Source organism: Neobacillus niacini, from assembly GCF_048572935.1.
In the GTDB taxonomy this organism is placed as follows: domain Bacteria; phylum Bacillota; class Bacilli; order Bacillales; family Cytobacillaceae; genus Neobacillus; species Neobacillus niacini.
Genome location: NZ_CP183883.1, coordinates 5,047,266 through 5,063,735 on the forward strand (window position 1 = coordinate 5,047,266; position 16,470 = coordinate 5,063,735).

Below are 16,470 nucleotides of genomic sequence, written 5' to 3' on the forward strand. Positions count from 1 at the left end.
GAAGATTTCCGGCTAAATGGGGAAAATACCATATTTCCTTAAAAATAGGGGGAGTTTTTCCGGTTATATGATCCAAGTCTATGGATTTTGTCATATTTAGAGCAGTTAACCGGAATATCTCCTCTTATAACTGCTTCTTAACTTCCTCTATATACATTAACCGGAAATTCTCCGCCTATGGATCACACGAAAGTAAATAACCTATTCTATGATAAAAAAATCACAGAGAGCCTTAATTAGCTTTCTGTGATTCTTGCAAAAGTTTTATTAAATAATAACAGCCATATTTCACGGAACGGCTTCGGTTTGCTTCTCTTGAACCGCCTAGTTCCAGCTTTTCAACCACTGTTTGTTTTCCTCTAATCGAGATCCCAATGTAAACTGTTCCTACAGGTTTACCCTCAAGCTCAGCAGGACCAGCGACACCCGTGAAACTAATCCCTATATCAGCACCTACTAATGCTGCAACATTTTCAGCCAGCTCTTTTGCACACTCTTTACTGACAACTCCATGTTTTTCAATCGTTTCTGGTTTGACTTTTAATACATTCTTCTTAACCTCATTCGTGTAGCAAACCACTCCGCCCTTTAGGACCGAACTAACACCGGGTACACTTGTTAATTCCTGCTGAAACAATCCGCCTGTCAAGCTCTCTGCTGCTGAGATCGTTAATTTTCTTTCTTTTAAAATGTTCATAAGTTCAGATACTATGGAAGTATTGTTATAGCCATATAAAAACTGGCCAACTCGAGATCTGATGTTACCCTCTACTTCATTAAGCATAGCCTCTGCTGTTTGCAAGTCATGGTGCTTCGCCGTAAGCCTTAACGTGCATTCTCCGTCTGCAGCAAGCGGGGCAATCGTTGGATTTGTTTGCTGTTCTATTAAATCAATGATTTCCGTTTCTAACGCTGCCTCTCCAATACCAAAGAACCTTAAAACTCTAGAAACGATTTTCTCATCCGTTTTTACTTGTTTGGACAAGGCTGCAGCACCAAAGTGTAAAAACATAGGCTCCATTTCTTTCGGAGGTCCTGGCAGAAGCATATATACTCGATTACCAGTCTCTACCATCATACCTGGTGCCATCCCATGATGATTTGGCAGGATAGTAGAATCTTCTAAAACAAGGGCCTGCTTTTTATTATTTTCAGTCATTACTCTATTTCCCTTTTTAAAATAAAGTTCAATAGATTCTAATGCTTCTTGATCCATAACTAGATTTTTCCCTAAATGCCGAGCAATCGTTTCCTTCGTTAAATCATCCTTTGTCGGTCCTAGACCGCCGGTAAAAATAATTAAATTTGAACGGTTTTCTGCAATTTCAATTACAGACCTTAATCGGTCAGGATTATCACCAACTACCGTATGAAAAAAGACATTGATACCGAGTACTGCGAGTTGTTGCGAAATAAAGCGTGCATTACTATTAACGATTTGACCCAGCAGTAATTCAGAACCAACTGCAATAATTTCTGCATTCATCATCCATTACCCCAAGTTCTATTTAGAATTTTTAAAAACATGCATGTTCTTTGAAAAATAATCCCATCCAGACCAAATAGTAAAAATTAATGCAACCCATAATGCTACATCACCAAATGGAAATCCAATCATTTCAAAAATAATGTTATGTAATAAAAGTGCTGATATTGCGATAATTTGCGCCCAGGTTTTGATTTTTCCGAGATTATTAGCAGCGACCACTTCTCCACCCTCTACTAGCAAGAGACGAAGGCCCGTCACAGCAAATTCACGGCTTATGATTAAAATAACAATCCAAGAGGCTGCATAACCAAGATCAACAAGAACAACTAGTGCTGCAGAGACAAGTAACTTATCTGCCAGCGGATCGAGGAATTTCCCCATATTAGTAACAAGATTGTATTTTCGGGCATAATAGCCATCCACCCAATCTGTCGCTGAAGCAAAAATAAAGATTAAGGCTCCCACAAAATGGGTTACCGGAAGGTCAGCTCCCAGCAAATGCATGTTTCCCCAATCAAAGGGGAATAGCATGATTATCAAGAAAATAGGAATTAAAAGAATCCTTGATATCGTTATTTGATTTGGTACATTCATTGTTTTGCCTCCAAATAATATTAGAACGAAAAATAGTCATCACTTGATGACTATTCGTTCTTCGGAACATATTGAATCGTAATGTTCTGAACAACCTGATCAGCAGGTGCGATTGCATACTCCAGCTTTTGGTCATTGACGTAAATCTCAGTAGCTACGGTATTACCAACAACAATGACTGCTTTGGTTTCACCGGCTAAATCAACTTCTGTACTTTGTGTACCAGTGTTCGATAACATCCCATTGAACTTGGAAATACCACTGCCTGTTTTAACACTTACCCATGTATTCCCTGTTGTCACCAGTTTTAAAACAAACTTATCTGCATTTTTCAAATCATAGGAAGAGTTTTTCCCACTGTTTTGAACTGCAGCTAATTCTTGCTTAGGAGTTTCTACAACGGGTTTTTCCTCAACAGTCTTTTGCTCATCATTCTTTTGTTGATCATTCTTTTTTTCTTCTTTATTTTGTTTCGTATCTTCTTTTTCTGTCTCATCCGCTTTGTCCAGATTTTCAGAGCGTACAAATTTTACAGGTTCATTTTTCTCATTAATCTGGTCATTAGCTTTGTCACCGACGTTATTAACAAAGAAATAATACAGTAATCCAGCGGCGCCAATAATAAAGACCCCAATTAAAACCTTTGGGATAATATCAAAAATTTTCGAAGATCCTTCTGATACCGACTTTCGCGATTTCACCCGCGACAGTTTCTCAGGTAAATCATCATTGTGAGTTGCTGGTATTTCGTTTTTATACGTTTCAAATATTTCTTCTGGATTAAGCTGAAGTGCCTCAGCATATTGTTTTACAAAAGCACGAACATAAAAATTCCCTGGCATACTAGAATAATTGCCTTCTTCAATCCCTATCAAATACCGTTTTTGAATTTTTGTGATTGCCTGTAAATCCTCTAAGCTTAATCCTTTGGCTAATCGCGCTTCTTTTAGTCGATTACCTAATTCAGTCACCTATTAACACCTTCCAATAATTAAAATCCAAAATCTCCAAAATCAGAGCCAGAGAATAAGTTATTTTGGTCGACAATATCATATGTAATTTCCTCATCCGCATCGTTTCGGAGCTCAATGATGTAATCAAAATCATCCAGCGTATACTCAGAATTTTGAACAAAGATATCCGGATGTTCGACCACTTTGACTGCAGGTAAACGCATAATTTCACGTACGAGCTGCCAATGTCGTTCACTAGCACGTTTGGTTGAAACTATTCCATCAAGAATAAATAAATTATTCTCGTTATATTCATCTTGAATCAGCTGGTTCCGTATTGTTTGTTTTAGAAGAGTGGAAGATACGAACAGCCATCGCTTGTTAGCACATACGCTCGCAGCCACTACTGACTCTGTTTTACCTACCCTTGGCATTCCGCGGATACCTATCAGTTTGTGTCCTTCCTGCTTAAATAACTCTGCCATAAAATCAACCAATACACCAAGTTCACTCCGAACGAACCGGAATGTTTTTTTATCATCCGCATCACGTTGTATGTATCGGCCATGGCGGACAGCCAGGCGGTCACGCAGTTTTGGTTCTCTAATCTTTATTACTTTTATTGTGTCCATTGTATTTAAAATTGACTCTAACCGTTTAATTTGGTTATCATCTTTTGCTAAGATTAATAAACCGCGTCGCCCTTCATCTACACCGTTAATGGTTACAATATTAATTGATAGCATTCCGAGCAATGATGAAATGTCGCCCAATAAACCAGGACGGTTTTTTTGAATCTCATATTCTAAATACCACTCTTTTTTTTCCATAAAAACCTCCTTAGGCGTATACGACAATTTTTTCATTTCCTCATCTATCCAATATAATATATGATTTTGATACAAGATGAAAGCAAAAACAAGTTCAATCTTTAATTAAGTATGTAATACTCATAAAAAGCAAAAAAAGAGAGGTTGCCCTCTCTCTTAACGACTTCCGTTATTTTGAACTAATTTTACCATAATGTTTGCAATGGCTTGCTGCTCTTCTTTATCGGCAACAGACCAAAGGTCAGCAAGAATTCTTTCTTGCTCGTTTTTCGGTTCTACCTGCTCAGCTAGGTAATCACCTATTTGTAATGCAAGCGCACTTATTGCACCCTCGCTCATCCCTTCATTTTGTGCTTGGTGAAGGCGGTCAGCAAGAAAATCCTCCCATTGCTTCCAGTTATCTAAAACAGACATATTAAACCCTCCTTTATAGTTGTACATTGTTATTTTGCAATGATAGGGAGGAATTTATTCATCAAAAAAATATGTATATTTCATGTATACCATCCGCCGTTAATCGAAAGAACTTGTCCTGTAATATAGGAAGATTCATCAGATAGTAAAAATTTAACACCATTCGCAATTTCCTCTGGAACACCTAACCTGCCCATAGGGATTTCGTATTGAAGATGTTGTTTATCCTCTAGAGAGAACTGGCTCATCATTGGTGTTTCAACTGCTCCAGGAGCAATGGCATTCACCCGCACCCCATTTAAGGCTACTTCTTTACTTAATGCTTTCACAAACGAAATTTGTGCTCCCTTCGCAGTCGAATAAACTACCTCGCATGCAGCACCAGTTTGACCCCAGATGGAGGAAATAAGAATGACATTTCCTGACCTTTTTCGAATTAGTTTCGGCAGCAGTTCTTTCGTAATCATTAAAGGATTCATTACATGAACTCTCATTAATGACTCAATGTCTTCCTGTCCAACATCCACAAGAAGGCCATAATGAGTATTACCGCTGCAATGAACAATAGCGTCGAGAGAAAAAATTTGTGAACAGATCTTCTTATAGCCATCCGGCTCTTCTAAGTCGGCTTGAATGGCAGTATATTCACCGCCAAATGGTTCAAGTTGATGGAGTAAATCCCTTATTGATGTTTCATTTTGATTAAAGTGCAGATACAGATTATAGCCAAGAGAAGCTAATTTTAATGCCACCGCTTGTCCTATCCCGCCGCTTGCTCCTGTAATTAGTGCATGCTTGTACACGTGCTTCACTCTTTCTATTTTTAGCTGACTTAATTTTAATCGAAAAGAGAAGCGCCGGCTAGCGACGCTTCTTGTTATTTCTTAGGTATCACTTGGCAGACTGAGAAACGTTCTTCTGAAATAACTTCTGAGGCCATTATTTTAATGTCATCCATCGTTATTTTCTCTAATGTAGGAACGACATCGAATAAATTCATGTCATTGAAGGCATATCTTGTGAATTGGTTGGCAATATACTCTGGTGAGTTTACTGCACGTAAGAATGCACCGATTTTTTTCTTTTTAGCCCTTTCTAATTGCTCTTCTGTAAATGTTGTACCATTCTTAGCTTGAAAAAGCATATTTTTTAGCTGATCCGCAAGTTTATCAGGATTTTCTGTATCTCCGCCAACCATCGCAAAACCGAAGCCTTGTTCTTGTGTATAATCATAAGAGAAGGTTTCATCAATCAGACCTTCATTATAAAGTTGATTATAATTTTCTGAGCTTTTTCCAAACAATAAATCCAAGAGGACATTCATGGTTAATTCATTCTTTAATAACTCTGGTCCCGTTTGATCTACATGAAGTGCTTTCATCCCAATTAGGCATTTAGAGGTTTGCACATTCATTTCAAGTACTTGTTTTGGCTGGGCTGTTTGAACTGGCTCATCTTCAAATTTCCGTTGAATCTCTGGCATTTCTTTGTATTGCTTTTTCGCTTGGTTTTCCCGCACTTGATCCATGAATTTATTCGGGTCAACTGGCCCTACAATAAACAATAGCATATTGCTCGGATGATAGAAGGTGTTATAGCACTCATACAGCAAGTCTTTTGTAATATGGGAAATCGATTCAATCGTACCGGCGATATCAATTTTCACTGGATGGTTTTGATACAAATTTTGAATCAGCCCAAAATACAGACGCCAATCAGGATTATCATCATACATAGTTATTTCTTGACCAATAATCCCTTTTTCCTTTTCAACCGTTTTTTCCGAAAAGTACGGATCCTGTACGAAATCAACTAAAGTTTCTAAGTTTTTTTCTACATCTGAAGTACTCGAGAACAAATATGCTGTACGAGTAAATGAAGTAAAGGCATTGGCTGAAGCCCCTTGTTTGCTAAACTGTTGAAAAACATCACCGTCTTCCTTTTCAAAAAGCTTATGCTCAAGAAAATGCGCAATACCATCAGGAACCTTTACATATTCCTCTTTTCCTAATGGTACAAAATGATTATCGATCGAGCCATACTTTGTTGTAAACGTAGCAAACGTTTTGTTAAAACCTTTTTTTGGCAGAATATAGACATTTAAACCATTGGGTAACTTTTCATGATAAAGTTCTTCTTGGAGCTGGTCAAAATTAATCTTTTCCATTATTTTACCGCCTCCGATCCAGTTAAGAAGTAGATGGTATCAAGTTCAATTTTATTCGCAACCGCTACAATTTCTTCCTTTGTTGTCTTTTCCATATCATTAATCCATTGTTCAAGTTTTATGTCCTTACTTGCGACAACATTATGATAAAGAATCTCTGTTAATCCTCGGGATGTATCTATGGTTTCTAGAATTTGATTTCGAATCACTGCTTTAGTTTGGATTAATTCTTGATCAGAAAAGTCACCTTTTTTCATCGCTTCCAACTGATCGCGAATAATTCCCACTGCCTGGTCATAGTTCTTTAAGTCAATCCCTGACATGACCATCATCAGTCCCTTATGGCTCTCTAGCCTGCTGGATACATAATAGGCTAAGCTTGCCTTTTCACGGACATTGATAAACAACTTCGAATGTGAAAATCCTCCAAAAATGCCATTGAACAATTGAAGGGCAAAATAATCGGAATCTCCATAGACAATATTCGTACGGTAACCGATATTTAATTTTCCTTGTTTCACATCCTGTTGTTCTTTTACTTCATTTTCCTTTTCCTTTTTCGGTGTCTCCGTGGAAACTGCTTTTTGTGGTGTACGGTCATCAAATTTCAGTAGGCTTTCTGCAATACTTTTTACTTCGTCTTCATTTACATCACCAATGACATAAAGATCCATTTCATCTTCGGAAAATGCCTTTTTAAAGTATTCATATAAATTTTCTGGAGTAATGGAGTCAACATCCTCAGCTTCACCATTTACTTGTAGAGCATAGGGTTCACCCTTACACATTTCTTGCAGCAATCGTACATTGGAATAACGCATTTTATCATCATAAACCGATTGTATACGCTGTTTTAATGTTCTCTTTTCTTTGTTCACTGTCTCTAGTTCAAATGCATTGCCTAAAACATTCGGTTTTGTCAAAACCTCTGAAAGAAGCTCGAACCCTTTTTTCAATAGAGGGGTACGATCACTTAAGAAATTCTCATTTGCAATCTCAAGTGTGAAACTGATAATATGATATTCACCTTTTTTCGCTAAATCAATGAATAGGGTGGCACCATATAATTCATCTAAATAAGACCGTAATGCAGTTGTTGTCGGATACTTTGCGGAGCTGCTTTGTAAAACCTGAGGAAGCAGTGCTCTTTTCGTTACATCTTCCTTTGTTAACGGTGCTTTCATTTTCCATACAAATGTATTCGTTTTGTATTTATCTGTTTCAATGACATGGAGTTTGTAGCCCTGCATATTGGTTATTTTTTCAGCAGTTGAATCCATCTCAAAACCTCCTTGGGATTTCAAAATCCTTCTTATTATATATGTAAACATTTAGCCGGTTATTTTACATCTTTTCCATTGTTTTAAACGCTTATTCTTACTATAATTTGCCAGGCTTGGTTTTTACAAGTTAAAACCCCTGAGCATATATAAACAAAGGCTGTGTTAATTAGGCTGTTGATTTGCGCTCCACTAAGGAATGCTTCTTGAATAAGCCCCGCAAGGACAGGCGGTCTTTGCCTGTCACGAGGCGCCAGCGGTTCGCGGGCTCGCCCGTGAGCCTCCTCGGTCATTCTGACCTTCGGGGTCTCACTCAGCTCGTTCATCCCGCAGGACTTTGAATTTACTCCCTCGAATAATCACGGCACGAAGGAAATGCGATAGCATTTTCGAGGATCGAGCGCCTTCCGCTCCAATCAACAGGTTCTTAAAACTAAAAGTATAACTAAACACAGCCAATAATAAAACAAGGCTGACAAATAAGTCAGCCTTGTTACCTTACTATAATTATCGTTTTCCTGGATCGAATGGTTCTCCGGCTGCTTTAGGTGCTTGTGAAGATTTAGAGAAGATGACTAAAGCGATTAGGGTTACCACGTATGGGAAAATTTTAAGAATGATTGGCGGAATAACTGCCAATTCAGGAATAACTTGAGATACGTTAGCAATTGTGCTGGCAAATCCGAAGAATAAGGTTGCACCTAAGATTCCGAGCGGTCTCCACTGACCAAAAATTAAGGAAGCTAGTGCTAAGAAACCTAGTCCTGATACAGAACCAGTAAATTCGCCTGCATATGTTAAAATAATGATTGCGCCGCCTAAGCCTGATAATGCACCAGAAATCATCACACCGATATAACGGATTCTTACAACATTAATCCCTGCTGCTTGAGCCGCCTGTGGAAACTCACCACAAGATTTTAAACGTAAACCAAATTTGGTTTTGTTTAGGATAAACGCACTAACCAGTAGCACGACTAATATAAACCAAGTTGTTGCATACGTTTTTGTAAACAACAAATCACCAATAATTGGTATTTGAGATAAAATTGGTACATCAAATGGTGTAAAACCGTTGGTAATACGAATATTACCACTACCAGTAATATTTCTAGCTAGGAAAACTGTTAAAGCCATGGCAATCATGTTAATAGCTGTACCACTGATTACTTGGTCTGCACTTAAGTTAATGCTGGCAAACGCGTGTAATAAGGAGAACAACATCCCTACTATGACTGCAACTAATAACCCAATCCATAATACCGCGGATCCAGACATACTATCTTGCAAAAAGTTAACCGTTAGTGCACTCGCAAATGCTCCAGAAATCATTAAACCTTCTAATCCGATATTTACGATACCGCTTCTTTCACTAAAAAGACCACCTAATGCAGTAATAAGAAGAGGAATGGTAAATACAATTGCGTAAGGGAATATTTGTTCAATTATGGTCCACATATTATGCTTCTCCCTTCTTGCCAACAGGTCCATCTACATCATTTGCATTTGAACGAGTCTTACGGAATTTATTTAATAGACGGTGAATCATAACGCTAGTAGCAGCAAAGTAAATAATAATCGCAATGATGGTATTGGCAAGTTCTGGTGGAATCTCAATCATCGCATTCATAAAGCCTGTCCCTGAATAAAGAATACCGAAAAGGAGTGCTGCAAAGAATACGCCAACTGGAGAGTTAGCTCCAAGTAAGGCTACCGCAATGCCATCATAGCCCTGTGATGGTAAAATACCGATTTGCATACTTGACGCATTACCAGTGTATAATGCTACCCCGCCAAGACCTGCGAGCGCACCTGAAATTAACATAGATAAGATAATATTGCGGTTAACTTTCATACCTGCATATTCCGCGGCGTGTCGATTGAAACCAACAGCTTTTAATTCAAATCCTAAAGTAGTTTTATTAATGATAAATGCAATGATAATTACAGCAATAACTGCGAAAAACAAACCTAAGTTGATATAAGAACCTTGAAACATATCTGTCAGCCAAGGCGTTCTCAAAGTAGAACTTTCAGCAAGTTTGCGTGATTCAGTTTCTAAGAATTCACCTTTAAAATATCCTGGAACGACATAGTAAACAGTCCAATATGCAATCCAGTTCATCATGATGGTGGATACTACCTCATGTACATTGAATCTTGCTTTAAAATATCCCGGAATAAATGCCCATAAACCACCGCCAACAATACCTGCTAGTATCATTACAAGGATTAAAATGGGTCTTGCTAAATCAAAAGTTAAACCGACTGCAGTAGCACAAAGCCCACCGATTAACATCTGACCTGCAGCACCAATATTAAATAGACCTGTACGGAAGGCAAAAGCGACAGCAAGTCCAGTAAAAATCAGTGGTGTTGCAGTTGCAAGAGTATCACCGATACGTGATATATTTTTTAAAGCACCTTGAAATAAATACGTGTAACCTTCAATAGGGCTAGCCCCTATGAAAAGCATTAGCAGACCACCTGCTATTAGTCCTAAAATAATTGATATTAATGATACAATGGTGTTTCTCATATGCTTCCCTCCTTACTCACTCCTGCCATCATCAGACCTACCTCATTCTCATTTGTTTCAGAAGCATTAACGGTTCCGATTAACTCTCCATTATTTACGATGGCTATACGGTCTGATAGCTGTAACACTTCATCCAGCTCTAAGGATACAAGAAGAACAGCCTTTCCTTTATCCCGGTGCTCAATTAGTCTTTTGTGAATATATTCAATTGATCCTACATCCAATCCACGTGTAGGCTGTACGGCAATGAGTAAATCAGGATCTAATTCCATTTCACGTCCGATAATTGCTTTCTGCTGATTACCTCCGGATAGAGTCCTTGCTATAGACGCTCCGCCTTCACCGGAACGAACGTCAAAGTTTTCTAAAATACTTTTAGCATATTTTTTAATTGCCCCACCATTTAGTAACCCTGCCTTTGCAAAAGGAGGTTTATTATAAACTTCTAAAACCATGTTATTTTCGAGTGTATAATCAAGAACAAGTCCCCGTCTATGTCTATCTTCAGGGATATGGCCAATTCCGCTTTCAATTCTTTGGCGAATTGGAATATTTGTAATTTCTTTACCTTTTAATAAAATTTTGCCTGATTCAGCTTTTCTAAGTCCGGTAATCGCTTCAACGATTTCTGATTGTCCATTTCCTTCAACCCCTGCGATACCAACAATTTCTCCTCTTCTTACTTCAACCGAGAAGTTTTTAAGTCCTAATACTTTTCTATTATTTTTTACAGAAAGAGAATCTATTTGAAGTACAACCTCACCAGGTATACTAGCTTTCTTATCCACTTTAAAGTTTACTTGGCGTCCAACCATCATTTCAGCCATTTGTGCCGTGCTTGTTTCTTTTACGTTAACTGTTCCGATTCCTTTTCCACGACGAATCACCGTACAACGGTCTGCAACCGCTTTAATTTCTTTTAACTTATGTGTAATAATGATAATCGATTTACCTTCATTTATAAGATTACGCATAATTTTCATTAACTCTTCAATTTCATGTGGAGTTAATACCGCTGTTGGTTCATCAAAAATAAGAACCTCTGCTTCACGATAGAGCATTTTCATGATTTCTACTCTTTGCTGCATTCCTACTGAGATATCCTCAATTTTCGCATGTGGATCTACGTTTAATCCGTAGTGTTTTGATAATTCCGCAATTCTTTTAGCAGCTTTATCAATATCTAAAACCATTCCTCTTAACGGTTCACTGCCTAAAATAATATTTTCAGTTACAGTAAAATTTTCTACTAATTTAAAATGCTGATGGACCATCCCAATACCAAGTTGATTGGCTACGTTAGGATTAGTAATTTTTACTTCCTTTTCCCTGATTTTAATGATTCCTTTTTCAGGTTGATACATACCAAATAATACACCCATTAGTGTTGATTTACCGGCACCGTTTTCCCCTAATAAAGCATGGATTTCGCCTTTTTTTAATGTTAGGGTAATGTTATCATTTGCTACAATACCAGGGAATTCCTTCCTAATATTCAGCATTTCAACCACATAACTCATAGTAGCACTCACCTTTTATTTAGACTCTGTTTCTTTGAAAATAGGGAGCCCCCTATTACAACATCAAAAACTGAAGGATATTGAAACAGTTATATATGATTACTTTTGTAATATGCATACTTGACATCAATCATAGATAAGGAAATAAAAGAGACGGAAAAAAAACCGTCTCTTTATGATTTTTTACTTGAATAAGCTTCCTTGTTCAGAAGCAACTTTGATTTCGCCAGACTTAATTTTTTCAAATACTTCTTTTACTTTAGTAGTAGTATCATCGCTTAAGTTTGGATTTTTTTCTGGTAAGCCAATACCATCATTTTTAGCGTCGAATACTAATGTTTCGCCGCCAGGGAAATCACCATTTAACTCACGCTTAATGATGTCCAAGGTAACGTTGTCTAATTTCTTCATAGCTGAAGTCAAGATAATGGATTTATCTCCATCATATTTACCATCTTCGTATTGATCAGAGTCAACACCGACGATCCATACTTTTTCGCCAGCTTTTCCACGTGTTTTCGCTTCGTTGATTGCACCTACACCAACACCACCTGCAGCTGTGAAAATCACATCTACACCACGGTCATACATTTGTGCAGCAATTTGTCCACCAGCAGCTACGTTATCAAATGAACCTTGGTAAACTACGTTTTCAGCTTTAAGTGTTAGGCTTGTTCCTAAATTATCATTTGCATATTTAACACCTTGCTGGAAGCCCCAGTTAAACTTTTGAACAGCAGGAATTTCCATACCGCCGATGAAACCAGCTTCGCCTTCTTTTAATTCAAGTGCAGCAGCAACACCAGCTAGGAAGCCTGACTCATGCTCAGCAAAGAAAACGGCAACTGTATTGTCTTTAACAACTGGTTTAAAGTCACCAGAATGAGGGTTCCCATCAAGAATTACAAATTTTGCGTCTTTATATTTATCTTGTGCATGGAAAACGGCAGTTTCAAATTTAAATCCAGGCGTTACGATAAACTTATAACCTGCATCGTATAAATTACCCATTTCTTTTAAATATTCTGCCTCAGTTGTTCCAGCTGGCTTAAGATATTTTGATTGAATTCCAAGTTCTTCTTCAGCTTTTTTAATACCTTCCCAAGTATTTTGGTTAAAGGATTTGTCATCAATCGTACCAGCGTCGGTAACCATCCCGATTTTTACAGCTTCTTTACCTTTATCTTCACCAGTACCCTTGTCATCACCGCCGCCACATGCTGCTAACATTGTGCCTGCAGCTACAATCATTGACATAGCTAAGCCAAATTTACGTTTCGTCAAAGCAATTGACCCCCTATATTTTTGTTTGATTTAGTAGGAACTTTCAGAAAGCAGTTTGATTGCGTTTTCATAACCCGCAAAAAATTAAAATCTTTTTCGCAAAACCTGAAAACTAAATTTATCTGCTTTAAAGTAGTTTACCGAGAAAAGGACTGGTTCATCCATTTCGTCGAAATGCATTTGCTTTAATACAAGCAATGCCGTTTCTGGTTCACATTCCAAAATAGGTGAAATTTTCTCATGATAGCCGATTGGTTCAATTTGGGCAACCGCGTATGTAATCTTTCGGTTGGCCTCTTCTTCCAAAATGGAAAATATGGATTCTTCACCATGAGAAAACGTCTCTGGCAAGATTTTTTCAGGTACTTTGTCGATACAGTAAACGACAGGTTCCCCATTCGCGGTTCTAACCCGCTCCATGACGACAATTCCCTCATTAGGAGAACATGAGAAACGACGAATATCCTCTTCAGTGGCTCCAATAGTTGATGAACTTAAGAAAATGGTGCCTGGTTTCATCCCAGCTTGAAGGATCATGTCCGTAACACTATTAAGTTGTTCAATCCCTGAGGTAAACAAAGGTTTCGCGTTAACAAACGTACCGACACCATGGCGGCGAATGATAACATTCTCCTCTTCAAGTATCCGCAGTGCTTCACGAAGTGTAGCTCTACTTACACCCAGTTGTTTGGCAAGATCGAATTCAGAAGGTAATTTTTCTTTTTCCTTATAAACTCCTAGTTCGATATCTTGTTTCAACCGATCAATAACTTGTAAGTATAAATGTCGGTTATCTAGCTTAATAGACATGCGGGTTCCTCCAACTCTTTCCTAAGACATCAGACATCTGATGTATAATCATTCCTACTAATCGAAAATAATATACCATTTTTTTTAGCTTATGGAAATAGAATTTATAATTTTTGTCGAAAAAAGCGAAATTGTCGAAAGATGTCAATATTAACAGGACTTTTTTCCTCTGAATCTGTTATAATTTATAGTTGTCTACAATCAATAGGGTTATTATGTAAAAAAAAAGAGCCAAATGGCTCTTTTTTTAATTCACTTCTTCATTTGGTTTCGATTGTAAAACCGTTCTAGGCTTACTGCCTTCATATGCTCCAACAATTCCACGGGCTTCCATTTCGTCAATTAAACGTGCAGCCCTTGTGTATCCTATTCGAAAGCGTCGTTGCAGCATTGACACTGAAGCAGTTTGCATTTCTATGACTAAATCAACTGCGTCGGCGTATAAATCATCATCCACTTCGCCAACTGCCTCAGGTGTATCATCTGGTATCATCTCTTCTTGATATTGTGCTTTTTGCTGGCCAATTACGAAATTAACGGTATCTTCAACTTCATTGTCCGATAAAAATGCTCCTTGTACACGAACAGGTTTTGAAGCTCCCACAGGCAGAAATAACATATCCCCTCTACCTAACAGTTTTTCTGCACCGCCCATATCCAAAATCGTTCTCGAATCTGTAGCACTTGAGACAGCAAAAGCAATTCTTGAAGGAATATTTGCTTTAATTACTCCTGTTATGACATCCACAGATGGCCGCTGGGTTGCGATGATTAAGTGAATACCCGCAGCACGAGCCATTTGTGCAAGTCTGGTAATGGAATCCTCTACATCTGATGAGGCTACCATCATTAAGTCAGCTAGCTCGTCCACAATAACAACAATATATGGCAATAGAGGCTGCTTATCATTTTCCTCCATGTTATGCCTTTTCACATGGTCATTATACCCTTCAATATTACGCGTTCCTGTATGTGAGAACAGGTCATATCGTCTCTCCATCTCACTTACGACCTTTTTCAACGCTTGTGAGGCTTTTTTGGGCTCTGTAACGACTGGCGCTAATAAATGAGGTACACCATTATAAACATTTAACTCAACCATTTTCGGATCAATCATCATTAACTTGACTTCATGAGGCTTAGCTCTCATAAGTATGCTCGTAATAATACCATTAATACAAACACTCTTCCCACTTCCGGTTGAACCGGCTACAAGCAGATGGGGCATTTTATTTAATTCAGCAAGTACTGCTTCCCCCGTAATATCTCTGCCTAAACCAATCAGAAGCTTTGCCTCCGGTTTATTATTTTGGGTTGCTTCTAATACCTCCCTTAGGGAAACCATTGCAACCTCAGAGTTTGGCACTTCAATCCCAATTGCAGATTTTCCAGGAATAGGAGCTTCAATTCGGATATCTTTAGCAGCAAGTGCTAATGCCAAGTCATCACTCAAACTAACAATTTTACTAACCTTTACCCCTACATCAGGGTGAACTTCATATTTCGTTACAGCAGGTCCGAGATGCACTTGGGTAACACGTGCTTTTACCCCAAAGCTCTGAAAAGTCCGTTCCAGTTTAGCTGCATTCGCATGGATTAATTCGTATTCCCCGCTTTGATCTGTCTTCTTCGGAAGCTTAAGGATTCTCAAAGGTGGTAATTCATAGGCTACATTCTCCACTTCCGTAAAGGTAATAGGCGGAGTGGAATCTTCTTCGTCTATCACTTGGTGATTCCCTTTATTTTCCTCTTTTCTTCGTTTAGGTTTTTGTGGATCCTCATCAGAGTAAGCACGGTCTGCAAAACTTGAGATAAGCGGCTCGGGTGTAACCATTTCCTCTTGTGTATTTTGCAGCGGAGGATTAATTTCAGGTTGAGCAGAAGCCGCTCGGTTTTCCCTTTCACGCTGCTGTTGTATCCGTTTTTCTTCACGTCGCTCTTGTTTTTTCTGCTTCCATTCCTCCATATCTAATTGAAAGGCACTCCATTGCCCCTTGGAAAATTCAATCAGAGTATTCCCTATTTTTGCAACAAATTCACCAAATGATTTACCTGTAAGTAGAATAAATCCAATTAGAATAAAGATAAATGCTATAATCTTGGTACCCGTTTCAGCAAACAAATAATGAAACATAGCAAAAAGAACTGCACCAATCATTCCACCACCAAGGTCGATTGTGCTCGTTTCTCCTTTGATTTCCATCATGAAAATTTCCCATGTATTACTAATGACACTTGGGTTTTTAAAATTTCCATCGTTTGTCAGCAAATGAAAAAGCGTAACATGGCTTAAAAGAAGTATGGAGGAAACAATTAAATAAATGCCAACTAATTTAATATGAAAGATAAACGGTATAGTTCGTTTCCACATAAGATATACACTGAGGAACACGAGTCCAATCAGACTGAGCATATACCATTCACCCATCCAAAATCGGAAAAATAAAACTGTTGCCTCCCCCACAGCGCCCAATTTGGCTATCGATATAATAGCTAGAGCCAATAATGCAAGCGCGGAAAGTTCAAATTGAACGGTTTGTTTTAATTGATTATCTCTCTTTTTTGATCTTCTCTTTTTCTTAGCCATCTA

General features: G+C 38.1%; 14 protein-coding genes. All 14 read right to left on the reverse strand.

The features are described from left to right. Positions 1-232 precede the first annotated feature (232 nt). The 14 genes from ACN6MT_RS24680 to ACN6MT_RS24745 all read right to left on the reverse strand — a co-directional run bounded on the left by ACN6MT_RS24680 (position 233) and on the right by ACN6MT_RS24745 (position 16,467). On the reverse strand, positions 233-1,486 hold the full coding sequence (locus ACN6MT_RS24680; RefSeq protein ID WP_419956528.1) for a competence/damage-inducible protein A: 1,254 nt from the start codon (positions 1,484-1,486) through the stop codon (positions 233-235). A gap of 18 nt (positions 1,487-1,504) precedes the next feature. Next, complete coding sequence (pgsA, locus tag ACN6MT_RS24685; RefSeq protein ID WP_034676712.1) at positions 1,505-2,083, reverse strand: CDP-diacylglycerol--glycerol-3-phosphate 3-phosphatidyltransferase; 579 nt, start codon at positions 2,081-2,083, stop codon at positions 1,505-1,507. Between the two features lie 50 nt (positions 2,084-2,133). Next, positions 2,134-3,054 carry a RodZ domain-containing protein gene (locus tag ACN6MT_RS24690; protein ID WP_419888494.1) on the reverse strand — a complete coding sequence of 307 codons (921 nt, stop codon included), beginning with the start codon at positions 3,052-3,054 and terminating at the stop codon, positions 2,134-2,136. Positions 3,055-3,074: 20 nt separating this feature from the next. Then, complete coding sequence (locus ACN6MT_RS24695; RefSeq protein WP_034676716.1) at positions 3,075-3,866, reverse strand: DUF3388 domain-containing protein; 792 nt, start codon at positions 3,864-3,866, stop codon at positions 3,075-3,077. Between the two features lie 156 nt (positions 3,867-4,022). After that, a complete protein-coding gene (locus ACN6MT_RS24700; RefSeq protein ID WP_034676717.1) occupies positions 4,023-4,280 on the reverse strand; it encodes a DUF3243 domain-containing protein in 258 nt (85 codons plus the stop codon). Between the two features lie 80 nt (positions 4,281-4,360). Further along, positions 4,361-5,083, reverse strand: coding sequence for an elongation factor P 5-aminopentanone reductase (gene ymfI / locus ACN6MT_RS24705; RefSeq protein WP_419888495.1), 723 nt, complete (start codon positions 5,081-5,083; stop codon positions 4,361-4,363). 74 nt (positions 5,084-5,157) lie between these two features. After that, on the reverse strand, positions 5,158-6,447 hold the full coding sequence (gene yfmH, locus ACN6MT_RS24710; protein WP_419888496.1) for an EF-P 5-aminopentanol modification-associated protein YfmH: 1,290 nt from the start codon (positions 6,445-6,447) through the stop codon (positions 5,158-5,160). Continuing rightward, positions 6,447-7,727, reverse strand: coding sequence for an EF-P 5-aminopentanol modification-associated protein YfmF (gene yfmF, locus ACN6MT_RS24715; RefSeq protein WP_419888497.1), 1,281 nt, complete (start codon positions 7,725-7,727; stop codon positions 6,447-6,449). Before yfmF ends, yfmH begins: the two co-directional genes overlap by 1 nt. Positions 7,728-8,234: 507 nt before the next feature. Beyond that, entirely contained in the window at positions 8,235-9,185 is a 951-nt protein-coding gene (locus ACN6MT_RS24720; protein ID WP_034676725.1) for an ABC transporter permease, read from the reverse strand. 1 nt (position 9,186) lies between these two features. Continuing rightward, complete coding sequence (locus ACN6MT_RS24725; RefSeq protein ID WP_419888498.1) at positions 9,187-10,266, reverse strand: ABC transporter permease; 1,080 nt, start codon at positions 10,264-10,266, stop codon at positions 9,187-9,189. Further along, a complete protein-coding gene (locus ACN6MT_RS24730) occupies positions 10,263-11,786 on the reverse strand; it encodes an ABC transporter ATP-binding protein (protein ID WP_419888499.1) in 1,524 nt (507 codons plus the stop codon). The genes ACN6MT_RS24725 and ACN6MT_RS24730 overlap by 4 nt, the downstream gene beginning before the upstream one ends. 183 nt (positions 11,787-11,969) lie before the next feature. Beyond that, positions 11,970-13,070 (reverse strand): BMP family lipoprotein, encoded by a 1,101-nt coding sequence (locus ACN6MT_RS24735; protein WP_419888500.1) that lies wholly within the window; start codon positions 13,068-13,070, stop codon positions 11,970-11,972. An 84-nt stretch (positions 13,071-13,154) separates the two neighbouring features. Continuing rightward, complete coding sequence (locus tag ACN6MT_RS24740) at positions 13,155-13,880, reverse strand: GntR family transcriptional regulator (protein ID WP_063254331.1); 726 nt, start codon at positions 13,878-13,880, stop codon at positions 13,155-13,157. A gap of 247 nt (positions 13,881-14,127) precedes the next feature. Next, complete coding sequence (locus ACN6MT_RS24745) at positions 14,128-16,467, reverse strand: DNA translocase FtsK (RefSeq protein WP_419888501.1); 2,340 nt, start codon at positions 16,465-16,467, stop codon at positions 14,128-14,130. Positions 16,468-16,470 lie beyond the last annotated feature (3 nt).